Consider the following 22,393-nt stretch of genomic DNA (forward strand, 5'->3'; position numbering starts at 1 on the left):
TTTTACTCTTAGATACTATTTGCTTGTTATTTGTACTACTGGATGTAATTCCTAACACACTGGCTTCAACTTCTTCTGCTTTTGAGTCACTTTGAAGTTGATGCAGCGCTTCTGCCGCAGCACGGTTTGCGTTATTGCTGCGATTAGCTTCAACCGCCGATTGGAATGCAGAGTATTCCAACCCAAGCGCTTCGGTGGCACTCTGACCTGACACACCATACGCAACCACATAGATCTTCTCTTGAGATATTGGATGAATAACCGTCTTGCTCATGAGCTGAGACATACCATTTACTTGGCGGTTTTCTACAGATTGGCGCGTGGTTTCCGCAAAGCTCGCCGAAACTTCAGTGTGATCTTTACCACCTAGTTCACCCGTTCTTGTCTGCATTGCAACTTGCGCTTGCTTATGAGTTTCGACATCGGCATATAAAGCCATAACAGCCTCTTTCTTCGCCATTAAATCTGCGATGCCCTTATTTTTGCGAAGTTTTGATGATGAGCCGGCGGCTGGCATAGCATATGCGCCAATAAACCAACGTGTACCGGTGTAATCTACATAAGTACGTGGGCCGACAAACGTAGCGGCATCTTGTTTAGCTAACCATTTTTGTACAGGTAAAGCTTTCTTAGGCTTTAGGGCCTGCTCTTCTCCTGTTAGAATCCCTTTCGCTCCCTGTTCAAGTTTAGGGCTCCAAACTGTTAAGACAGCAACCTCATAACGCTCGTCGTCCGCATTCCAAGATTCGGACTGAGCAAGAATCGATGTTCCCATTAAAGGTGCCTTCGCTAGTGTATCAACGGTACTTGTCGCTTCTAAAGATACAGTGCCTTTAATTGCTTCGGCTTTTGAGACAATTTCATCATATTCTGCCTGTGCCTCTTCGTAACGAGCTTTGGCTTTCTCATATTTCTTTAACTTTTTCTCTTCAATTTGATCAGAAGAATATGCCTTATCAAGCTTTTTGATCGCAGCATCCATTAGTGCTTTTCTGCGATCCTCAAAAGTTACACCTTCTAGCTTTTCCGCCTCTGCCGCGTCGAGTTCTGCTAGTAATTTAGCAAGTGCTTTTTGACTACTCGCAATTTTCTTTTCAAGCTTAATGAATTGTTCATTTAACTCAGCATAGACATCTGTACCCGGAGCATCCAACTGATCAACGGCACTCATCTGAGTACGCATAAATTCAACAACTTTCGCTTTCGCTCCCATTGTGGCAAGCGTCGCAAACATTGAACGCTTTGTAATAAACGCATCATCATAAGCCGGGTCTTCGTTATCAAATGTTTCACTATGAACAACAAAAATACGTTTCTTTTCAGCATCCCAACCTTGTTGCCAGCCACGAGTTGTCATTAATTCACGCAGTTGATCTTCTGCTGAAACATAACTTTCCGCTGTGATTTCTGGTTGCTGATATGGCTTCTCTGTCATCTCAGCAACAGCCTCTAATGCAGGTGCACTTTCTTGAGCGATAAAGTCAGCGGCATTAGCTATAGGAAACACTGCAATACCAATTGCTAGTGCTAATGGAGTTATAATTTTCTTCATGTTATTCACCACTTATTTGCTTTTTCGCCCATGACGAGAACGATATTTTTTGTTCAAAGATCTTCAGCCAACGTTTTAAATCAAGTGCAAGTTTTGGATCTATTTCCTTATATGATAAATACAAGTAAACCCAAGATTCTGGAGATTTGGGGTGATGCAGTACAAACTGTACAGCAGCTGCATGTTCTAGCTCTTTGTCATCAATAGCTCTAGAGATATCTGCTAACATTTTCCAACTTTTTGCTTCTTGAGGCGCAAGGTTGAGAGCGAGTGTTAAATCTTGAATAATCGCATTTGCATTTTTACCTTGGGAGAAGTTTAATTTTGCCTGTTGATAAAGTATTTCAGCCAACGCTACGCTCGGATTAAAATTAGTAATTTTTACAAAGCCTTTATATTTAATTGTTATACCAAGGACCTTGTTTATGTCGTAAGCTGAAAACGGTTCAGTAACCTCTGTGCAATAGCCTTTAGTACAAGGTTCAACTAGATCATTAACATTCAAGTTGTTCGCTGAGGATTGAGTTTCACTGGCTAATTTGTAAATTTCTGCCAATTCTTTATGTCCTAAATTCTCTAGGTACTGTTTTGTTAAAGAAAGGTCTTCACGTTTCAAAGCAGAAAGGATTACATTTACTGCACTAGTCTCTACTTGCGTTGTAGGGATCGTCACTCCGTTTGGGTTAAATTGGTGTCTGTCTAATACCACTACATATTCTTGGGTACATGGGTCGGTTTCACTATTTCGATCAAATAACAGCTTGTGTTTTAGAGCAGACTGCGCAGTAAAACCCTTTGAAACTTCCTTTTTAATATCTAAGTTTAGAGGGTAGCCGATGCCCTCTATATCAGAAGAGAACGAAATCCCTCTCTTAACAATCTCATCTTTTAACATTAAATAGAAAGTTTTTTCAGCGGCCTTTGATTCTGCAGTACCTGCATACTTTTTTTTACTAAGGCATTGTTGCTTAACTACAAAGAATACCCAGTCATCTTTCTCGTAAACACCAGTGTGTTTTGGAGAAAAATCTTTTTGATAAATATCATACTCACTTTTGGCCACTGCCTGATTCAATAAGCAGCCAAAAATTGAAGTTAAAAATATGAACCTTTTTACGACATTCATTTATAATTCCAACTTTATTTTACTGAATATACAGTGTCGATTTAGAACTATCCAATAGGTATAACATAAAATAATTATCACTATTGAAGTGTTGATTAAAGTTATCAACAGCATTTGAAAAAGATTTTTTCTTAGAACCGCTACTATAACCAAAGAATGATACTGCCTTAGATGTAACGGCAGGTTCACCTAATTCAATAAATAATTTAATTTTGTCAGTACGCTGCCCATTAGCTTTCGAGCCTTCAGACACAATATTGAACTTCAAGGTATCACACTCCCCCAACGTTCCAACAGACAACCCTGACGAAGCAAGCGCTTGTTCAACCATCGGCTCAAACATTTTACGTTCAAATGAGGAGTGACCTTTGTAAATGATTTTTAAACAAGCTTCATTCACGTACTTATTTGTTTTATCAATCAAGGAGACAAATTGAGAGTATAGTTTTTTCCCTTTGAGAGAATCCTTGTAAATAATCGATGCCCGCTCAGCAGCAAGCATAACTTCCTCTTTGTCGCTAAGAAGTAGTAGATAGTCCTTCAAAGATAAAGTATTTGAGATAAGTTGATTGCTGTATTTTGTAACGGTTATGGATAATGTCCGTTCGTAAAGATCAACTAGATCACTTTTTTTAGCCTTGCCCATCACATAATAGAGGCCATTTTTCCCTTCCATATGAGGCCAAGTAAGCTCAGGTAGTAGAACTTTCTCTGCATTAGTTTCGCTGTAGGAGGAAGTCTCTGAAAACCCCTTTAACCCACGACTCCCAACCGATTGAGAAATTGTAAAAGTATGAGTTGAATGAATCGATGAGGCGATTTGATTTTTCGCATCTAACTTCGCATTAGAAAGTGAATCACCAATACCTATTGCGATATATGAATCAGGGTCAATTACTATATTGGTCGCCCATTCGGGCTCAGCCCAAGCAAAATGCGTTACTAGGAAAAGTATTAAACTAATGTATTTCATTTTAGTTCCAGAGTTACTCTATTTAGCTCACAATAATCTTGAACTCAGCACTGCGGTTTTTAATACTTTCAGCATGTGGACGACGGCCTCTTCCCTCTTTCTTAAAGGTGCGGTAAATCTCGCTCAAGCTTTGATCAAATGCCTCACTTAAAGGCCCGGAGTAACGGAAATCTAATGTCATTGTTTTTCCGCTTTTATCCCAATTCCATGTCTCTACATTACCGCTCGTTCCATTATTTAAAACGTGCTTAAAAAGGTCGACATCATTACGCTTAGCATTTTTTAATACAATCTTATAAATTGTGCCTTTTTCAGCATGCTTAGCTAGAGACTGAATTACCTCTATACCCATTGTTTTTGTTATATGCTTATAAGCAACATGTTCTGAAACCTGCATTGATCTACTTATCGGATTAACATAGATGCGACTTTTTAATGGATCGTTAGTAACGGTAAATAATACATCACCAGAAAAGTTGTCCTTTAGTTCTATGCTAATAATCGTTTCAATCCCTTCTACACCTTTATGATTTTGAACGAGTTTCTGCTTCTGCATTAGATAAAAACTATGTGTCGCCTTACTTTTTCCATCATTAATGGTAAAGCCTAAAGCTTCCAACTCATCTTGCAGCCAATCGGTCTTCAAACTATTTTGTGATTTGATATCAAAAACAGGCTGTCCAAGAACATTTGTATAAAAACTAACATCGTCAAGCAATTTTCCGGAATTTACCTCAGCTTCGATGATGACGTAATATTGTCCACGATAAATATCTTCATCCAACATTTCATAACCACTTACATAACCTTCGGTTTTAGTGGAAATAGCTAAAGCTATAGCATCATTAAATTTACCAGACTTGCCTTGCAGCATGACCCCCTGTGTTTGCTGAACCGCATTTTGCATGGCATTAATTAGCGCAAGTTTACGAGCTTCAGCTTCACCATGCTTCATATCTGCCAATCCCTTAGATTCAACAAATTGGTTCGTTAACTCTCGTTGAGCGATTGACTGTTCTTCTCCGGTCACAATCATTACGGTACTTCCACCAACAGCAGTCGAGCTCGACTGTAAACGGCTTACGCGGTTCACATCAGTTTCTGTAATGACCATTGCTACGAAGTAATCACCATTGTAAAAACCCGACTTTAGTTCTTTCACCGCTGAAAGGGTGCCTTTAAAACGGGTACTAACAACATCTACAAATGACTCTTTCGAAAACTCTTTTTCGCCATCAGCATCCGACACTGTAATGTAGCTCATCGAAGCTGTGGTGCTGCCACTTGTGGTAACACCATTGATCATTTCATTCAGCTTACGTAGAGCTTCAATTCGAGCTTCTTCTATGGCTTTAGCTTCGTTTGATTTTCCGGAAAATCCCATAGCTACTACATAATAGCCTTCAGCCGATGTATTACCTGAAACAGTGCCTCCCCCCATATCGAATAAGGTAAAGACGTCGTCCATCGGTTCTGCAAACGTCATAAAACTCATCGATAAAGACGAAATGATCAATACCGCTTTTGTTTTGATATTATGTAATAGCTTCATCATTGTTATAACACCCAGTTTTCCGGTGTACCGACTGATACAGCATAGATTTTGTTACGTTTAAGATAGTCTTTACCCATCGCCTCAAGTTTCTTCTTAACGTCTTGAGCATCCAGATCGTCTTCCTTCCAAGTGAACATTACACCTGAGCCACTCTCTGTTTTAGGTGTTACTTCACCTGTTGCAATTGGAATATCTAAACCATCATCGCTCAGAAATAAAATAACTGGCTGCTTAGTCGCAAAACCTTGATTAATACCAGAATCTATAGCGAAGCGACCATTGCGGAAGTTGGTCACTCGACCGCCAACTGGATAGTAGTCCATAGTACGATTAACGAGGACTTGTATCGCTTTTTGTGCAGCTTCTTTATAAGCTTCCTGAAGCTCATTGTGGCTACGGATATCGAATCCACCCAAGAACTTACCTTCCATCACGAAGAATCTTTTTGCTGGCATGTTATGACGGATAGGCTCGAATGAATGAATAATACGCCCGGTATTGGGCTCAACCACTTTCGTTGTTACTAAGCTTCTAAAAATAATCTCATTGTGATCGCTTTTCTTCTTAACCACCGTCCCTAATGAGATAGATGATTCAAAAACGTAATCAGGATTAAGTTGTTCTCCGCGAATAATTGCGCCTTCCACTTGTGTGTTTTCTGCTTGATAGGCAACCTCATATTCGCAAGAATCACAGTTTCGAGTTAACACTTCATAACGTTTTGTTCGCGCTAACTCATTTTCTAGTAATTTGGCTATTATTCCCGTATCGACTTCGGTCTTCTCTGCATCTTTTTCAAACCTGATACGATCTACATAAGCAGCAATAGACATTTTTTTAAAAGCTTTTACATCATAATTGTTTGGAAGCTCTATGTTCTCGCTCTCGAATAACGCTTCACGGTTTACTTTTGATATCTGACTATTTGCTTCAATGTCGGCTTCTGAATTAATTTTTAAAGTCGTAGTTTGGCAACCTGCCAATAAGACTGCAGATGTTAAGATCGTTAGATATTTTTTCATGACGTTGTTACTTGGATTTAGAGGAATATAAAAAAGGCCAGCATTCACTGACCCTTAATTAAATTTAACCTATTTAGCTGCACTGAACGCTGAAATGATTTGGTAGTTCTCGTAAGCAGATACAACTGTTTCATTGATGTATAGAGCTTGTTCAGCTGTCAATGCAAACTTATCTTTCTCCGTTAAAAGAGCAGAGAACTCAACACCATCTAAAAGGTCTGTTTGATCCATTGCCATGAATGTTACGACACTTTTTGTTGCAGGCAACGCTGCATCTTTAAGGCCTTCAATTACCTCTGAAAAAACAGATGAAGCCATGTAGTTATCTACAACTTTCTTGTCTTCTTCTGTAAGCGAATCATAGATTGCTCGCTTTTCTTCTTCTGAATCAACAGCTTCAACAGCAGAGAAGTAGTTACCTAATGCAGGAGTCGCTAATAGCTCCTCTGTGTAACGTTCGTAAGCTGGTTTTGATGCTAGAAATGCAGTGTTTACAGCAATTCGAGCAACTTCAGCTTCTTTAACAACAGATGGAACATAGTTATCTCCATTCGAACGAACTGCTAATTCGGCACCTTCATGTTTAAGGTCTTCGTAGGAAACAGTCTCTTGGCCACCAATCATTGAACAACCAGATACCATTGATGCTGCAAGAACCATTGTTAGGAGTGTTTTTTTCATTTTGCTATGCCTTCATTTTCTCAAATCCTTCTGGTTGTTCCAAGCGTCCTTACCTTGGTTATGGTATGGCATTTCTTAAAAGTGATACTACACCAACAGAATGGTATACTCAATAGATAGTGGGGTTATTATTTACAGAAAATTGACATAGATTAATTCTGAAAAATTATCTTTTAATAACTGTTAGATTCTTTTTCCCTGTTTTAGTCGTCGGTTAGTTCAAGGATATCAGTTAGTAAATAGGCAAATTACATCTTTGATGATAACCATCACGTTGGTTCCTTGATAGATGCCCCAAGCCCTGGTTTTGAAACTTATTGGTTTTGAATTGACGATCGACCTATTTAGCTATAAGTGTAACGGGATTACAGAGTCATCAGGTGAAGATGAAGATGAAGATGAAGATGAAGATGAAGATGGAGCCTGGCACGAGTAACTTCGAGAATACACCATTTAATACGACAACTAATCCCCGCTTATTTTTAACTGCCGAGAGACAAATCTAGAATTAGATCATGAAACGATTTATCACGCTGCCAATCAAAAATTACATAAATAAGTAAAGTGAAGGGGAGCGCTGGAGTAGAAGTCAGTTAGATAAGCAAAAAAAAAATGCCCCAAATTTCTTTGGGGCATTTTCATTGTGGAACTAGCTAAGGGTCTCCCCTATTTGCTTATTCCCAATCTAGGATTACTTTACCAGACATACCAGAGCGCATCATGTCGAAGCCAGCTTGGAAGTCGTCTACTTTGTAGTGGTGAGTAATGATTGGAGATAGATCTAGGCCAGACTGGATTAGTGAAGCCATCTTGTACCAAGTTTCAAACATCTCACGACCGTAGATACCTTTGATAACCAAGCCTTTAAAGATTACTTGATTCCAGTCTACTGCCATGTCTGATGGTGGAATACCTAGTAGAGAGATCTTACCGCCGTGGTTCATGTTAGTCAGCATGCTGTTGAACGCAGATGGTACACCAGACATTTCAAGACCTACATCGAAGCCTTCTGTCATACCTAGATCAGCCATTACGTCTTCAAGCTTCTCTTCCATCACGTTTACAGCGCGCGTTACACCCATTTTCTTAGCAAGGTCTAGGCGGTATTCGTTTACGTCAGTAATTACAACGTGACGAGCACCTACGTGCTTAGCAACCGCAGCAGCCATGATACCGATTGGGCCAGCACCAGTGATCAGCACGTCTTCACCTACTAGGTCAAAAGAAAGCGCTGTGTGCACTGCGTTGCCAAACGGGTCAAAGATTGATGCTAGATCATCTGAAATCTCTGCAGGGATCTTAAACGCGTTGAACGCAGGGATCACAAGGTATTCAGAGAATGCACCAGTGCGGTTAACACCAACACCTGTTGTGTTACGACAAAGGTGAGTACGGCCGCCACGACAGTTACGACAGTGACCACATGTGATGTGACCTTCGCCAGATACGCGATCGCCGATTTCAAAACCACGAACTTCTTGGCCGATACCAACAACTTCACCTACGTATTCGTGACCTACAACCATAGGTACTGGGATTGTGTTTTGTGACCACTCATCCCAGTTGTAGATGTGTACGTCTGTACCACAGATTGCGGTTTTCTTAATACGGATAAGAAGATCATTATGACCCATTTCAGGTTTTTCAACCTCGGTCATCCAAATGCCTTCTTCAGGCTTAAGTTTAGAAAGTGCTTTAATTTTCATAATGTTACCTAGTTCATCTCGCCTAACTGTAAGGCGAGAATCAAAAATCTATATGTTCGACTGGGTGGTGTTCCATCTAATTAAAGGATGCTCGTGGCACCCCTTTAAAATTAGATGATGCCCATGTCTTTACCAACTTGGATGAACGCATCGATTGCGCGGTCTAGTTGCTCACGAGAGTGTGCTGCAGACATTTGCGTACGGATACGAGCTTGACCTTTTGGTACTACAGGGAAAGAGAAACCTACAACGTAGATACCTTTCTCTAGAGCGCGCTCTGCGAATTCAGCCGCTACTTTTGCATCGCCAAGCATGATTGGGATGATTGCGTGATCAGCACCGCCCATAGTGAAGCCCGCTTCTTCCATGCGAGTACGGAAGTGAGCAGAGTTTTCCCATAGTTGAGTACGTAGGTCACCAGACTCAGCTAGAAGATCTAGAACACGGATAGACGCGGATACGATTGCAGGTGCAACAGAGTTAGAGAATAGGTATGGACGAGAACGCTGACGTAGCCAGTCGATCACTTCTTTCTTACCAGACGTGTAACCGCCTGAAGCACCACCCATTGCTTTACCTAGCGTACCAGTGATGATGTCGATGCGGTCAACGACGTTATGGAACTCGTGAGTACCAGCGCCGTTTTCACCCATGAAGCCCACAGCGTGAGAATCATCAACCATTACTAGTGCATCGTACTTGTCTGCAAGGTCACAGATAGCAGGAAGGTTAGCTACTACGCCGTCCATTGAGAATACGCCGTCAGTTACGATTAGCGTGTGGCGAGCGCCAGCTTCTTTAGCTGCAATAAGTTGCTGCTCTAGCTCTTCCATGTTGTTGTTCGCGTAACGGAAGCGCATCGCTTTACATAGACGAACGCCATCGATGATTGAAGCGTGGTTTAGCGCGTCAGAGATGATTGCGTCTTCTTTGCCTAGAATCGTTTCGAATAGGCCAGCGTTAGCATCAAAACAAGATGTGTATAGGATTGTGTCTTCTTTACCTAGGAACGTAGACAGCTTTTGCTCTAGTTCTTTGTGAGAATCTTGAGTACCACAGATGAAACGAACTGAAGCCATACCAAAACCGTGCTGATCCATACCACCTTTTGCAGCTTCGATAAGCTCAGGGTGGTTCGCAAGACCTAAGTAGTTGTTTGCACAGAAGTTTAGTACTTCTTCACCAGTCGAGATAGAAACCGCTGCTTTTTGAGCAGAAGTAATAATGCGCTCAGACTTGTAAAGACCTTCTTCTTTAACTTCTTCGATTTGATTTTGAATCTGTTGGTAAAATGCAGAAGACATTGTCTCATTCCTTCCTAGTTATTATTCAGCAGCATCGCGCGCCGCATTATGTAGGGATATAAACGATCCTAAAACGATCATTTACACTGTAAAACTAATCTCTATATTCTAGTTGAACATCCCCTTTTCGATTATCCCTCCAGTTGGAAAAACATTAATGAATCTGAGGCACGAATAATAGCTCATCCCGGTGACACAGGGCACATTAACGTCCTTATCTTGTTCTTTTTTAACGCCATGTTCACCGAAAATTCGACCTAATTTCGCTTTCATATCAAATCTCAATTTTTAATCTCAAAACGATATAGTGGTGAATTACTGTTTCTCTCAGAATGTGCGGCCGTTACACAAATGCCCAAGATAAGATGAGAAACAAGCCGATGACACTATCCGACCACATCATTCAAGAAGCCTTCGAAAACGACTGGCACACCTGCTTTTATCAACCAAAAGTAGAATCGAGTGCAGAGAAAGTAACAGGCGTAGAAGCACTGTTTCGTCTGAATATTCCCGAAGAAGGTGTCTTTTCACCCGGTGTGTTCATTTATCGTGCGTTCGCGCTAGGTTACGAAGAAGAGATCTTCTTTAGTGTTCTTGAGCAATCTTTAACTGAAGTGAAGTCGCTATCAGCACACTTGAACTTGGCCGTTAATATCAGCAAGAAAGTACTAGTGAACCCAGACAACGTAGAAAAAGTACGTGAACTACTTTGGAATACCTCGTTCAAAGCAAAACAGTTAACATTCGAACTCAGTGAAGCCGATCAATGGGATGAAGAGAACTGCGAACAGATTAAACGCTATAAAGCGCTTGGTATTAAAATCTCTATCGATGATTTCGGTGTGGGTTACTCAGACATGAATAAAGTGATGAACCTTGATGTCGATGAAGTGAAATTTGATAAGTCGATTGTAAATAGCCAAGACAGTTCTCGCTCTGAACTAATCCAGCAAACTTTGGCTTACTGTAAGGCGTCTGGAATTAAAACCGTAGCCGAAGGCGTTGAAGATGTAGATACACATCAACGTGTCCACCAGCTTGGCTTCGATCGCTGTCAGGGTTTCCTATACTCGAAGCCACTTCCGTTGACGGATCTTAGACTGGTCATGTAATGACTCTGCTCTACTAAGGAGTGGGCTAGCTTAAAACAAACTCAACGCTTTTTTTCTTCTGTTTTAGGTCATGGTAACGGATGTACTTGAAATAGATATCGTGCTTGTTTTGGATATTCTGAGAAAAGGGATTTTTCACCACTTTTTTAATATCAGCTTTGAAGAAAGGCATGCCAAGCTTGCTCATGTATGGCTCTAAATAGAGATCATAAAGAAACTGGCACATAGCTGGATCAAGAGTAGGAAAACAGAATTCAGTATCAGCTAAGTTGTCTGCCATGTAATCAAAGATCTTGCGGCGAATGACAATACTCACGGCCCCTACACTGCACAGCATCTTGCTGACACCGTCGTAAACCACATGCCCAATGATGACGCCCTCATAAAGAAAACACAGCACCTGCATCTCTTCTCTCTTCACACCCAAATGACTCGCGACTTCGATAAAATCTCTGTCGTACGTTTTTTGATGCATTCCTTGAATCGACTTAAGCCTTTTTGCAGGGAGTGAGCAAAGGCTATGTGATTCGACACTGGTCACCTCGTAATCGTAACCAATATCAACACTGAACGGGCGCTCAGCGTTCTTGGTTGCTGCTTTCACTTGCACCATTTCTTCAACAGAAAAGTCATAATCCACCTGAAAGAAGCTCGCAATCCCCAAACGACGAACAAAACTGGGCAGTGTCTTCGCCCTTTCCCACTGGCTCACCATCACCTGATTGACACCAGAAAATGCTCTGTGAGAATGGGAAAGTAGCTCAGCAAACTCTTCCTGAGATAAAGCTTTCTCTTCACGCAGATACTTTAACTTTTGTGCAAAATTCGATTTATCCATAACTCACATTGCCTTAGTTATTATCAGTCGCTTAACACCCAAGGCTCATCTCGCTAAGTCTGGGTCATCGACTCTCTTTCGACACTGTCTTCAGTATGCTCTGCCAACCAGTACAACCAAATCATCGCCAAGCATAGGATGAAACAGAGCACAAATAGCCAGTAGGCGCTCAACATCTCTATCACCACACCACCAAGCAATGGCGCAATAGCAAAGCCAAGAGAGTAAAGTGCCGCCGCGCCGAAGTAAGAGCCTCTCAGATGTGGCGGTGCCATTCTATCGATTTGTACATTCAGGGTTGGGAAAGCAATCACTTCTCCTAAACTTAATATAAAACAAGCAATTCCCCAACCTAGTGGCCAATCATTTGGTGTAAAAAGAAAACCAATTTGCGCAATCGCCATCAAAATCATGCCGATTCGAGTTCTTACAAACAACGGTACGTGCTCAAGCCATTTAAGCATTGGGAACTGGAAAACGATAATCGTCAGCGTATTCACCAAAACTAACCCAGCAATGAGTTGAGCGGCATCAGCGATTGAAGAGCGCACGATGACTTGAGGAATTGACGACTCAACCTGCGCGTAGACAAACATCATGATGAAGTTAGCGACCATCAGTTTTACAAAAATGTTGTCTTTACGAATCACATTAAGCGTCGCGGCGAAATTAAGCAGTTGAGAGGGATCTGGCTTGGTAAAAGTACCTTTTCGTTCAATTCCTAACAACAGCCAGAAACCGTAAACGACATAAGTACCACCAGCAACAAAGAACAGGTTTTGTGGCTGAGAAAGAGCCAAAGTGATACCAATCAATGGACCAAGTGCGCCACCCAGATTAAGCAAGAAGTAACGAATGTTCAGCGCTAACTCACGATCTTTGGAGTCTTTGAGATTATCGCCTATGACTGCCTTCGCTGGCGCTTCGATCATTGGGCGCATTAGACCCGTCATCATGATCAACACATAGAACTGCCACACTTCACTCGCTAATGCGATGCCAGTGTAGGATATCGAGGCAATCCAACTGCCTAGCACCATGACCCATTTACGTCCTAGCTTATCCGAAAGGTAACCCGAGTAGAGCCCAGTTCCAGCACCAACAACCGCGGATACCGCTAGCATGGTACCGACTTCTATCGCAGACGCACCGTAATCTTCATAGAGAAAGACGATCAGAAAAGGCCATGCCATAAAGTAGCTTGTTCGGGCGAGTAACGTTCCAGTAAGAACTGTCCATACTGAAAAATTAAACCGTTTTATACGCTGCTTTTGAAACAAGCTTTCTGATCTATCCATAGATAACGCCTCTATAACTGACTGATTTAAATGTTATTATTCAGCCAGTATATAGAGTAAGTAGAATAGATACAGAGTATTCAATAAAGCTGTGTCTATTATGGCACCTCCATACCTATTTCACATTAGCAGATGCACACAGCCAAAATACCATTAACGAAGAGCGGTCTAGAGTTAACGTAATAGAGCAGCCTCTAGTCAAAGATCAACGCACTAGGCTGAGTAATGTTGCCCTTTGCGGTCAGACAATACCTTTCCGTCTTTGATCGTCACGATTCGCTTGGTTCGTTCAGCAAGCGAATTATCATGTGTCACGATAATCAATGTTCGTCCCTGCGCATGAAGACGATTAAACAAAGCCTCTATCTCTGCACCAGATTTTGAATCCAATGCCCCCGTTGGTTCATCCGCTAAGATGATTTGCGGATCGTTAACTAGGGCTCTTGCAATTGCCACTCTCTGCTTTTGACCACCAGAAAGCTGGTTTGGTTTGTGGTCGAGGCGATCCCCTAGCCCAACTTGCTCAAGCAGCTTCGCGGCGCGCTGGCGACGTTCTTTGGCTTTGATGCCAGAGTAAACCAATGGTAGTGCCACGTTATCCAATGCTGTCGCGTATTCCAGTAAGTTAAAGCTTTGGAAAACAAAGCCTATCTTTTGGTTACGAATACCGGCTAGCTCATTCGGACTTAAACTTGCGACGTTTTGACCACCCAATTGGTATTGACCATCGGTCGGTTTATCTAAGCAGCCCAGCATGTTCATCAGGGTCGATTTACCTGAGCCAGACGGACCAAGAATGGAAAGAAATTCACCTTGGTTGATGGTCAAGTCGACACCGTCTAGCGCACGTACTTCCGCCTCTCCGCTTGAGTAGTATTTACAAATGTTGGTCAAATCAACCAGTGGCGTGTTCGACATCTTATCTCCAGAGTTTTTGTTATTCACTTTGCAGCGCCTCCAATGGGCTCACTTTGGCGGCGCGGTTTGCAGGCAGCCATGCAGAAGCGACACCAATAAACACCAAGGTAGAAATCACAATCGCAACAACGATCCAAGACAGCTCAGGGACCGGTTTTCCAAGGTGTTCATAGAAGGTGTTGCCTTCTAGGTTTATGGCGCTGATAGCCGATACAAGCGTGTAAGTCACACCTAGCCCCAACAAACCGCCGAGCATCATGGTCATCAGTGATTGCACTAGGTAGTGAAGACGAATGGCTGTGGGCGTGGCACCAACTGCCATACGCACGCCGATGTCTCGGGTGGAACGTTTTACGGTCGCGTACATGACATTCGCAATCCCTACGCCCGCTACGGCCAGCGTGACGAAGCCGATGATGCCAAGAAAGCTTTGTAAGCCAATCAAGAACTGCTGCATGCTTTTCTGTTTGAGGAACATGTCTTCCACTTGGACGACCTGCTCATCACTCACACTGGCGCCGTGTTTACGAGCAATCACCTGACGAATGGTCTTTGCCAATTTTTCACGATCAGCATGAGCTTGCGGCTCGGCGTTGATGCCTCCGATATCGCCGTTAGTATGAAAGCGTTGCCACGTGGCTAACGGCACGAAGCTGGCGTAGTTGATTTGGTCGCCCTGTTCGATTTCAGCACTGTTCTTCTTCAACACACCAATTACGGTAAATTCTTCACTGCCAATCTTGACCTTTTCGCCGACAGGATTGGTTTGCAGTGTCACGGGGGCAAACCAGCTGAAGTCTTCATTAGGGTTAAACAAATCCGCAGCCAGTGAATAGCCCAACACAACGACTTTACGCATCTCTTTTTGGTCAAGTGGATTGAGCCAACGTCCGCCATCCATTGGGATTAAGTTGGTCATCGATGCGAAGTCTGTCGTGACGGCGAGTGGTTTTTGCCATATTCCTCGATCACCGACTGTAATGCGCTCATCCCAAACGGCGGTTGGCGCAACGCTTTTCACCTCTGGCAGGGCTTTAATTACGTCGGTATCGTCGGCTTTTAAGGTGAGAAACTTACCTTGGTGGAACACGCCATAGTCGACGGTCGCCATGCCTCCGGTTAAGTAAATCAGGTTCCCGTTACCATCTTGCGCTGTTCTTAATACGCCTTGGCGAATGCCCTCGCCCACCGCCAGCATGGCTGCGATGCATAGGGTCGCCCATGCAACGGCAAGAATAGTCAATCCCAAACGCAGCTTTTCTGCTGCCATTTCTTGAAAGATTTGTCTCATTGGTAGCAACATATTTACGCCCTCGCACTTAATGCTATTACGGGGGTGAGACGCGATGCTCGCCTTGCCGGAAAGTAAGACGCCAGCAGCGCCAGAACGAGAGTCACCAATAATGACCAAGTAATGGAATCTGGCGTAATCACAGGAAAACCTAACCAATCCGGTAAATGCATAGACCCGAGCAGTGCGACCACCAAGTAAGCCACCATTAAGCCAAGTGCGGTACCAACAGCCACCAATAACAATCCTTCAAGGATGAACTGGCTGAGTATGGATTTTTGCGTCGCGCCAATTGCCAAGCGTACACCGATTTCTCGCGTTCGCTCTGTCACAGAGAGGAACATGATGTTCGCAACGCCAAGCGCACCAACGGCCATGGTCATTGCGCCGCTTGCACCCAAGAAGATTTGAATGCCGCGGAAAATACCCGTGATCACCGCCGCTCCCTCACTAAAGTCTGGCAAGTTAATCGCTTCTTTGTCGGTCGGGTCAAAGTGCAATTGTTTGGCATAAAAGTTAACGATGGCTTGTCGGAATGCGTTGCTATCCATGCCGTCGACAGGCTTGAGTAGCAGCATCCAAGGCTTGGTATCCCACAAATCAAGGTACGTGGTATGAGGGATGAAAACTCTGCGGCTGTCACCAAATGAAATGCCCGCATCTTCGTCTTTCATAATGCCGATCACCAAAAATGGAATGCCATTGACTTTGGTGGTTTGCCCGACATGAATTCCCCCCATCCTAGCGACTTGATCCCCCAAAATCGCAACACGGGTGTGGTTGGCAATATCACTGGGTGAAAGGTTACGCGAACCTTGCTCTAACTTACGTTGAATCAACGAGAAGTAATGGGAATCAATGCCACTGACGAAGCTCGTCAGGTTCTGCCCTTTTTCATTGGTGACGTTCGCATCCCACTTGGCATAAACTCTGGATGCTTGTTTCACAAAACCCGATTGTTCGATCATATCGACCTTATCCTGCGGGATCTGGATCTGGCGTCTCAGGGGTAAGCCATGCCAAGGTTTGCTGGTGTTCGACGGAAAGGCGACTTGCACGTTGTTGACCATAAACGACAACTGCTGAGTTTGATGGCGATAAAAACCTTCACCCAATGCAATCAACACCACAACCGAGATCACCCCCCAAGCAATCGCCACGATGGCCAACATGCTCTTCATGCGATGCGCCATCAGTGTTTGCCATGTTTGCTGCAATAAGGTTTGCTGTAATAACGTTTGTTGCAATAGACGGATCATGAGTTAAATGCTCGGGAGATCAGTACCATGGTGTCGTCATCTAACTTACCTGCGGTTTGCAACAAGCCGATACGCTGACGCCAGTAGTTGTACAGGTTGTTTTGCAGGCTGTTTTTCGCTTCAAACAAGCTGTTGTGCGCACTGATCACTTCCGAGACTTCTAACAAGCCGGCATCGTAAAGTTTCTCTTTGCTGCGCAACACTTTCTGACGAGAAGTCACCAGCTCGTTCGCCATTAAGACTTGATTCCAGTTGATGTCGACTTGAGTAAATAGCTGGATCACGCGCTTTTGGATGTCGATTTCAACTTTACGTAAGTCTTGTTTTGCACTGAAAGTATTGAGTGACGCTTCGTCCACTCTGGCACGCGTTGCGCCATTCAAGTCAATCGGTACGCTTAGTGTGATGCCAGCGCTGAACTCACCGTCTTTACGTCGGTCATCATCGTTATATCCAACATTACCTTTCACCGTTGGGTAGTAACCGCCTTGGGCTGAATCTTTGGCAAACTCGCTGGCTTTGACGTTCTGTGTTGCCACCAGCAATTCTGGGCTGCTGTCTTTAGCAAGCTTTAGCCATTGTTCTTGCGATTCCACCATCATTGGCGGTTGAACAAGGGAGTCTGTGCGAATTTGGTCAACGTCTTGTGGAACTTGGTTGATCAAAGCCGCCAGCTCTGCTCGTTTGACTTCTAAATCTGAGCGCGCATTCAAAATACCGGCTTTATCGGCAACTTGGGTCGCACGGATCTCTTCAACGTCAACGGATTTCACTTTACCCGCGAAGTAACGCTTCTCGATGATCTTCAGCAGTTTATCACCTTCTTCCAACTTGGACTGCGCCAACTGCAAATCACCTTGTGCACTTGCGACATCCAGATACGATGAAAGCAACCTTTGTGCTAATTCATTATGTGATTGAGCCAGTTCGAGCTGAGCTTTGATGTAGTTGGCATTGGCTTGATCCAAATCTGACCACAAGCTGCTGTCCCAAATAGTTTGAGAAAGCGATGCACCATAACTGTTGGTATTGTCAGTGGATTCATTCCAATTCGCCGAAGCCGTCGCACTTAAGCCGGGTAAGAGTGAACTGCGGCTTGCATCCACACCCACTTCGCCAAGTTGAACACCAATTTTGGCTTTCTCGTAGTTTGGGTCACTTTGTTTCGCCTGCTGCCACGCTTGTTCAATCGAGATAGCATAGCTGGGTAAGCTGAGTGTGGCGGCCAGGATCGCGCATCCGATTTTAGATAGGTTTCGTTTAGCCATGCGCGGCTCCCATCATCATGCTGTTATCGATGATTTCTTCGTCTAGCTTAACGCCGTCTAATACTTCTACGTTGATGCCATCCGACAAACCAAGCTGCACTTTTTGTTTGTGGAAACCTTGCTCTGAGCTATCTGGGATCAATACGTTTGGTGTATCGCCATCAAATTGCAGTGCTCGTTCTGGCAAGGTTAAGACGTTCTCAGATCTCTTCAGTGTGATTTGTGCAGTGGATGAGAAGCCTGAACGCAGTAAGATCTCTTTCGGGATCTTCAGTTCACCAACCTCCACTTCAAACCCGTTATCAAAGCTTTTTGCCGTCGCGTTACCTTCTGGCGAGTTAAGGTTCTCTGATTGGATTGCAACTTTGGTTAACACTCCGGAAATTTCCATATCAGGATAAGGCGCAACGGTAAGTAATACAGGCATGCCCGGAGAGAGCTGCGCGGCATCGTGCTCACTGACGCTGCCTTTGAAGATCAGGCTGTTCATGTCCGCCAGAGACATCATTTCTGTCGCGGCTTGGCTAGATTCAGTCGAGATGATTGGCTCACCCACTTCGACTTTGCGGTTTAATACTGTGCCATCAATTGGTGCGTAAATGGTTGAGGTTAAACGAGCGTCACCAATGGAAGCTTCACCGCTGCGAATTAATTCGAGGTTCTGGCGTTTTTGCAGTACGTTCGCTTGAGCCGATTTCACGGTTGAACGCGCACTAACGTATTCATCGTAATTCTTTGGAATGATGTCTTGCTTCACCAAGCTCTCTAGGTTGGCGAGCTTTTGTTTGGCTGATTCGAGGTCCGCTTCACTGCGCATTAAGTCTGTTGAAGCATCAGTAAGCGCTTGAGGCGTCGGGTTCGGACGAACCTTAATCAATGGTTGGCCTTGCTTAACCTTTTCACCGACCTTCACGTACATCTCGCCCACAATGCCATCGATTTGCGACTTAATGGACACTGAGTGCGCAGGAACAATATTGCCGACCGCTACCGCTTGTTTTTCAATGGTTCCCTTTTCCACCGCCAGCGTTGGAAACGCCTCTGGTTGAGTGGAAGATTGCAGATAAAAATACGCACCGCCGCCGAGCAATGTAACGCTCACAGCAGAGACTAGCCAAATTTTTGCCATTATTGATACCGATTATTTTTGTGTAGTCTTGTGACCATCTTATGAACATAAAGTTCTTGAATCATATCGGCTTTAATGTCGCGAGTTTGTAATATTTGGTATGGCTATGTCAGATAGCTATTGACAGTAAGTTAGATGGATAATCCACTTAGTAGCATGAGTCTAAATATTGCCGGCGTTGGATGGTTTGCTCAAATGCATTGAGTTGAAGAAGAGGCAAATCGGTAATTAAACAATCGATGGTTAAACATCATCACGACTCATTTTACTTTAGCCAATTAATGAAACTGATTCACAAATTAAGTTAGATCACTCACAATTACTATTACGCTCATCGCTGACTCTCATGGATACTTATGGTCAATCCCAAACTCATCGCCCTACTTCCAGATCTAGCCTCGTTTATCCTAGTGGTAAACGAAGGCAGTTTTACTGCGGCAGCCAAGCAATTAGGGGTAACGCCCTCTGCACTCAGTAAGCTCATTACGCGTTTAGAGAAGGCACTGTCAGTAAAGCTTTTTGAGCGAACTACTCGTACGCTTATTATCACTCAGGCAGGTCAACTGGTTTACGATCAGAGCGTTGTCATGATTAACGCAGCACAGCAAGCGGTTGAGTTATCGACGTCTGATCATACCGAGCCCTCTGGCTCACTTACTGTAGCCGCGCCAGAAGCGTTTTTGAACTCTGTACTTCAGCCTTTTGTGGTGCCATTTCTCAATCAGTATCCAGAGATCCAACTTAAGTTACGCGCTGCTGATGGTGATATCGACATACTACGCCAAGGCATCGATATTGCGTTTCGCCTTACCGATAAGCCCGATGAGAGCTTAGTGCTAAAAGAGTTAGGCAAGACTAACTTAGTACTGTGTGCGAGCCCTGATTATTTGAGTCACAAAGGCATCCCTTCTCACCCGACCGATCTTAGTCAGCACGATTGCCTGTACCTTGCAGAAACGGACAAAGACCACATTTGGGACTTTCTCAAAGATGATGAGTTTCACACCGTTTCCGTCAGTGGTCGATACGCAGTGAACCACTCTCAGATGCGACTAAAAGGTGTGAAAGAAGGTTTGGGGATTGGCATCTTCCATGACTTTGTGATTCAAGATGCGTTAACAGAAGGTAGCGTTGTTCAAGTACTGAATGACTGGACCATCAAGAGTAACTACCACGGCGCCATCGCTATGCAGTTTGCACAAACCAAGTATATGCCCGCTCGCCTACGCGTGTTCATTGACTACGCGATGGAACACTTGGGTGAAAAGTTGGCAGGAGAAATAAACTGATGCTAAAAGGAATCCACCACGCCGCTATTATTTGCTCAGACTACAAAGCCTCAAAACGCTTTTACACTGAGATTTTAAAGCTAGAAATTCTTGCAGAGAATTACCGAGCAGCGCGCCAGTCTTACAAACTTGACCTAGCACTCCCTAATGGTGCTCAAATAGAGTTGTTTAGTTTCCCTGATGCACCTGAAAGACCGAGCTTTCCAGAAGCTCAAGGATTGAGACACTTAGCCTTTTGTGTTGAGGACGTTCAACAAGTAAAAAGCTATTTAGAAGGACAAGGAATCGACGTTGAACCGATTCGAGTTGATGAGTTTACAGGGAAGTCATTCACGTTTTTCGCAGACCCAGACGGCCTGCCGCTAGAGCTTTATCAAATATAGAGCTTTATCAAAAATAGGCTGTATCAAATCTAAACTTTCTTGAATAATCGACTTCCCGCCAGACTAAAAAACGGACTTTCTCAAGCCGAAAAAGTCCGTTTTTGGTTCAATTAGCTCAACGCCGTTTTGAACTTCTCAACACGTGAGAACAGTAGCCAATCCAATATCATAGCCGTCACAATCGTTGCTCCTGCGAGAGGAAATAGTACTGAAATCAGCACAACACTCACCAAACCAGCTTTCCATAAGCCAGCATCACCAAACTTAGGTGGCGCGCCAAGCTTACGTTGACCTGATGGTCTACGCATCCACCACATCACACCGCCCGTGACTGACACCACGATGAACGCCAAGCAGAACAAAGCGTTTAAAAGCTTGTTGATAATACTTATATCACCTTGGTGCAGAGAAATACCGACCGCTAATGTCTTGGCGATAAAGTTATAATCTTGCCAGGTCACTTCACCAAGGATACGACCTGAATACTGGTCTAGGTGCGTGGTACGATCTTGAGTGGGATCGATGATATCTCCGCCCATCGTGTTTGCTGTCACTGTGTAAACACCCGTCTCAGAACGTGGGAAATTCACCTTGTACTGCGTGAAGCCAAGAGCTCGTGCTTTCTCAATGACATCATCAATGGCAAAGCTACTCGCAGACATGACATGCATAGAGTGGTCATCACCCATCTTAGAATGATCATGAGGTTCGGACACCTCTTCCACATGATGAACGTGTTCTGCTGGCTTATCTTGAGACAACGGCAGTGGTGTCTGTTCCAGATTCCAAGGCAGTTCTTCTTCTGAACCATGGTTAAGCGATGCGTGTGTCTTATCAGACAGCGGAATATCATCCCACATTTGAGCAGGGAAAGTGCTCCATGCCTGGACGAGCTTACCGCCCCAGAAACCTGTCCACGCCAAACCAGACAGGATAAAGAGCAGCAGAATAAGAGATAGCGTGCCACCGATGTTCGCATGCAGATCACGCATCAGTACGCGTGGGCCAGATGACACTCTCAGCTTAAGAAAGCCTGCGCGGCTCGCGTTGTCTCGTGGCAACCATAGGTAAATTCCACTGACGAGCAACAGAATCGACAAGCTGATTGCGACTTCAATCAGATAGTCCCCCCAATCACCAATCAATAACGTGCCGTGGATGTCGTTTGCCAACTGGTACAGGCTGTCGCTGCGTGGTACTTCACCGACGACTTCACCTGTGTATTGATTCACGGTGGCGAAAACAGATGTGCCATCTTCCAGTGATACTGAAAATCGGTTGGCCATATCAGGCAATTTGCTCGGTACGAACTGTGTCACTGAACCTTGTGGATAGTGATTTTGCACTGCAGCTAACTGCTGCGAAACCTTGATTGGTTCACCGGATGCTGCAATTTCAATCGCCTCTTGATGAAAAGCCAGTTCGATCTCATCGTCAAACAACATCACTAAGCCAGTAATACTTAGCATCAGCATAAATGGGATAACGAATAGACCAGCATAAAAGTGCCAGCGCCAGGTGAGGAAGTAGAGAGTTTTATTGCGCTCTTTGGTTTTAATATTGGTTTTCGAACCGCTTGTTGCACTGCTTGTAGACTGCGACGTCGCTTGTGCCTTCGCAGTAGTTTGAGATTCATTTCTCAACATTATTATTTCCTTTGACATGCGCAAACGAACCTTCTGAAAAATC

General features: G+C 43.9%; 20 protein-coding genes. 4 read left to right on the forward strand and 16 right to left on the reverse strand.

Features of this window, described 5'->3' with window-relative positions; genetic code table 11:
* From F0251_RS21865 to F0251_RS21890, 6 genes are all read right to left on the reverse strand, one after another.
* Positions 1 to 1,552: hypothetical protein (locus F0251_RS21865; RefSeq protein ID WP_216610975.1), on the reverse strand; the 1,552-nt coding region annotated here is incomplete at its 3' end.
* Position 1,553: 1 nt separating this feature from the next.
* Positions 1,554 to 2,678, reverse strand: a complete 1,125-nt coding sequence (locus F0251_RS21870) for a hypothetical protein (RefSeq protein ID WP_171731812.1) — start codon at positions 2,676 to 2,678, stop codon at positions 1,554 to 1,556.
* Between the two features lie 19 nt (positions 2,679 to 2,697).
* Entirely contained in the window at positions 2,698 to 3,651 is a 954-nt protein-coding gene (locus tag F0251_RS21875) for an LPP20 family lipoprotein (RefSeq protein WP_171731813.1), read from the reverse strand.
* 22 nt (positions 3,652 to 3,673) lie between these two features.
* The gene (locus tag F0251_RS21880; RefSeq protein WP_171731814.1) at positions 3,674 to 5,206 is read right to left on the reverse strand and encodes a hypothetical protein; all 1,533 of its coding nucleotides are present in this window, start codon (positions 5,204 to 5,206) and stop codon (positions 3,674 to 3,676) included.
* Between the two features lie 2 nt (positions 5,207 to 5,208).
* Positions 5,209 to 6,228, reverse strand: coding sequence for a lipoprotein (locus F0251_RS21885; RefSeq protein ID WP_171731815.1), 1,020 nt, complete (start codon positions 6,226 to 6,228; stop codon positions 5,209 to 5,211).
* Between the two features lie 69 nt (positions 6,229 to 6,297).
* Positions 6,298 to 6,909, reverse strand: coding sequence for a hypothetical protein (locus tag F0251_RS21890; RefSeq protein WP_171731816.1), 612 nt, complete (start codon positions 6,907 to 6,909; stop codon positions 6,298 to 6,300).
* 307 nt (positions 6,910 to 7,216) lie between these two features.
* Here F0251_RS21890 and F0251_RS24585 point away from each other — a divergent pair, with 307 nt between their 5' ends.
* Positions 7,217 to 7,345 (forward strand): hypothetical protein, encoded by a 129-nt coding sequence (locus F0251_RS24585; RefSeq protein WP_275659242.1) that lies wholly within the window; start codon positions 7,217 to 7,219, stop codon positions 7,343 to 7,345.
* 238 nt (positions 7,346 to 7,583) lie between these two features.
* Here F0251_RS24585 and tdh read toward each other — a convergent pair whose 3' ends face one another.
* Both tdh and F0251_RS21900 read right to left on the reverse strand, forming a co-directional pair.
* A complete protein-coding gene (gene tdh / locus F0251_RS21895; RefSeq protein WP_061031177.1) occupies positions 7,584 to 8,615 on the reverse strand; it encodes an L-threonine 3-dehydrogenase in 1,032 nt (343 codons plus the stop codon).
* Between the two features lie 110 nt (positions 8,616 to 8,725).
* On the reverse strand, positions 8,726 to 9,919 hold the full coding sequence (locus F0251_RS21900) for a glycine C-acetyltransferase (RefSeq protein ID WP_061031178.1): 1,194 nt from the start codon (positions 9,917 to 9,919) through the stop codon (positions 8,726 to 8,728).
* A 380-nt stretch (positions 9,920 to 10,299) separates the two neighbouring features.
* On the opposite strand from F0251_RS21900, the gene F0251_RS21905 reads away from it, so the two are divergent.
* On the forward strand, positions 10,300 to 11,031 hold the full coding sequence (locus tag F0251_RS21905) for an EAL domain-containing protein (RefSeq protein ID WP_171731817.1): 732 nt from the start codon (positions 10,300 to 10,302) through the stop codon (positions 11,029 to 11,031).
* 25 nt (positions 11,032 to 11,056) lie between these two features.
* Here the strand turns inward: F0251_RS21905 and F0251_RS21910 are convergent, their stop codons facing one another.
* From F0251_RS21910 to F0251_RS21940, 7 genes are all read right to left on the reverse strand, one after another.
* Positions 11,057 to 11,869 (reverse strand): helix-turn-helix domain-containing protein, encoded by an 813-nt coding sequence (locus F0251_RS21910; protein ID WP_171731818.1) that lies wholly within the window; start codon positions 11,867 to 11,869, stop codon positions 11,057 to 11,059.
* Between the two features lie 53 nt (positions 11,870 to 11,922).
* On the reverse strand, positions 11,923 to 13,167 hold the full coding sequence (locus F0251_RS21915) for an MFS transporter (protein ID WP_105058028.1): 1,245 nt from the start codon (positions 13,165 to 13,167) through the stop codon (positions 11,923 to 11,925).
* Positions 13,168 to 13,380: 213 nt separating this feature from the next.
* A complete protein-coding gene (locus F0251_RS21920; protein WP_171731835.1) occupies positions 13,381 to 14,085 on the reverse strand; it encodes an ABC transporter ATP-binding protein in 705 nt (234 codons plus the stop codon).
* Positions 14,086 to 14,104: 19 nt separating this feature from the next.
* On the reverse strand, positions 14,105 to 15,388 hold the full coding sequence (locus F0251_RS21925) for an ABC transporter permease (protein ID WP_171731819.1): 1,284 nt from the start codon (positions 15,386 to 15,388) through the stop codon (positions 14,105 to 14,107).
* Between the two features lie 2 nt (positions 15,389 to 15,390).
* Positions 15,391 to 16,635 (reverse strand): ABC transporter permease, encoded by a 1,245-nt coding sequence (locus F0251_RS21930; protein ID WP_171731820.1) that lies wholly within the window; start codon positions 16,633 to 16,635, stop codon positions 15,391 to 15,393.
* Positions 16,632 to 17,903, reverse strand: coding sequence for a TolC family protein (locus tag F0251_RS21935; RefSeq protein WP_171731821.1), 1,272 nt, complete (start codon positions 17,901 to 17,903; stop codon positions 16,632 to 16,634). The genes F0251_RS21930 and F0251_RS21935 overlap by 4 nt, the downstream gene beginning before the upstream one ends.
* Positions 17,896 to 19,032, reverse strand: coding sequence for an efflux RND transporter periplasmic adaptor subunit (locus tag F0251_RS21940; RefSeq protein WP_171731822.1), 1,137 nt, complete (start codon positions 19,030 to 19,032; stop codon positions 17,896 to 17,898). The genes F0251_RS21935 and F0251_RS21940 overlap by 8 nt, the downstream gene beginning before the upstream one ends.
* A gap of 356 nt (positions 19,033 to 19,388) precedes the next feature.
* On the opposite strand from F0251_RS21940, the gene F0251_RS21945 reads away from it, so the two are divergent.
* Positions 19,389 to 20,321 (forward strand): LysR family transcriptional regulator, encoded by a 933-nt coding sequence (locus F0251_RS21945; protein ID WP_061031187.1) that lies wholly within the window; start codon positions 19,389 to 19,391, stop codon positions 20,319 to 20,321.
* The gene (locus tag F0251_RS21950) at positions 20,321 to 20,704 is read left to right on the forward strand and encodes a VOC family protein (protein ID WP_116870846.1); all 384 of its coding nucleotides are present in this window, start codon (positions 20,321 to 20,323) and stop codon (positions 20,702 to 20,704) included. The genes F0251_RS21945 and F0251_RS21950 overlap by 1 nt, the downstream gene beginning before the upstream one ends.
* Before the next feature lie 110 nt (positions 20,705 to 20,814).
* Here F0251_RS21950 and F0251_RS21955 read toward each other — a convergent pair whose 3' ends face one another.
* A complete protein-coding gene (locus tag F0251_RS21955) occupies positions 20,815 to 22,350 on the reverse strand; it encodes a PepSY domain-containing protein (RefSeq protein WP_171731823.1) in 1,536 nt (511 codons plus the stop codon).
* Positions 22,351 to 22,393 lie beyond the last annotated feature (43 nt).

The sequence above is a fragment of the Vibrio sp. 070316B genome (assembly GCF_013114115.1).
Lineage (GTDB): Bacteria > Pseudomonadota > Gammaproteobacteria > Enterobacterales > Vibrionaceae > Vibrio > Vibrio chagasii_B.

What these genes read in the sequence shown, in the direction of transcription:
- F0251_RS21870 (WP_171731812.1), bottom strand. Translation starts at nt 2,678, where the DNA reads ATGAATGTCGTAAAAAGGTTCATATTTTTAACTTCAATTTTTGGCTGC.
- F0251_RS21875 (WP_171731813.1), bottom strand. Translation starts at nt 3,651, where the DNA reads ATGAAATACATTAGTTTAATACTTTTCCTAGTAACGCATTTTGCTTGG.
- F0251_RS21880 (WP_171731814.1), bottom strand. Translation starts at nt 5,206, where the DNA reads ATGATGAAGCTATTACATAATATCAAAACAAAAGCGGTATTGATCATT.
- F0251_RS21885 (WP_171731815.1), bottom strand. Translation starts at nt 6,228, where the DNA reads ATGAAAAAATATCTAACGATCTTAACATCTGCAGTCTTATTGGCAGGT.
- F0251_RS21890 (WP_171731816.1), bottom strand. Translation starts at nt 6,909, where the DNA reads ATGAAAAAAACACTCCTAACAATGGTTCTTGCAGCATCAATGGTATCT.
- tdh (WP_061031177.1), bottom strand. Translation starts at nt 8,615, where the DNA reads ATGAAAATTAAAGCACTTTCTAAACTTAAGCCTGAAGAAGGCATTTGG.
- F0251_RS21900 (WP_061031178.1), bottom strand. Translation starts at nt 9,919, where the DNA reads ATGTCTTCTGCATTTTACCAACAGATTCAAAATCAAATCGAAGAAGTT.
- F0251_RS21905 (WP_171731817.1), top strand. Translation starts at nt 10,300, where the DNA reads ATGACACTATCCGACCACATCATTCAAGAAGCCTTCGAAAACGACTGG.
- F0251_RS21910 (WP_171731818.1), bottom strand. Translation starts at nt 11,869, where the DNA reads ATGGATAAATCGAATTTTGCACAAAAGTTAAAGTATCTGCGTGAAGAG.
- F0251_RS21915 (WP_105058028.1), bottom strand. Translation starts at nt 13,167, where the DNA reads ATGGATAGATCAGAAAGCTTGTTTCAAAAGCAGCGTATAAAACGGTTT.
- F0251_RS21920 (WP_171731835.1), bottom strand. Translation starts at nt 14,085, where the DNA reads ATGTCGAACACGCCACTGGTTGATTTGACCAACATTTGTAAATACTAC.
- F0251_RS21925 (WP_171731819.1), bottom strand. Translation starts at nt 15,388, where the DNA reads ATGTTGCTACCAATGAGACAAATCTTTCAAGAAATGGCAGCAGAAAAG.
- F0251_RS21930 (WP_171731820.1), bottom strand. Translation starts at nt 16,635, where the DNA reads ATGATCCGTCTATTGCAACAAACGTTATTACAGCAAACCTTATTGCAG.
- F0251_RS21935 (WP_171731821.1), bottom strand. Translation starts at nt 17,903, where the DNA reads ATGGCTAAACGAAACCTATCTAAAATCGGATGCGCGATCCTGGCCGCC.
- F0251_RS21940 (WP_171731822.1), bottom strand. Translation starts at nt 19,032, where the DNA reads ATGGCAAAAATTTGGCTAGTCTCTGCTGTGAGCGTTACATTGCTCGGC.
- F0251_RS21945 (WP_061031187.1), top strand. Translation starts at nt 19,389, where the DNA reads ATGGTCAATCCCAAACTCATCGCCCTACTTCCAGATCTAGCCTCGTTT.
- F0251_RS21950 (WP_116870846.1), top strand. Translation starts at nt 20,321, where the DNA reads ATGCTAAAAGGAATCCACCACGCCGCTATTATTTGCTCAGACTACAAA.
- F0251_RS21955 (WP_171731823.1), bottom strand. Translation starts at nt 22,350, where the DNA reads ATGTTGAGAAATGAATCTCAAACTACTGCGAAGGCACAAGCGACGTCG.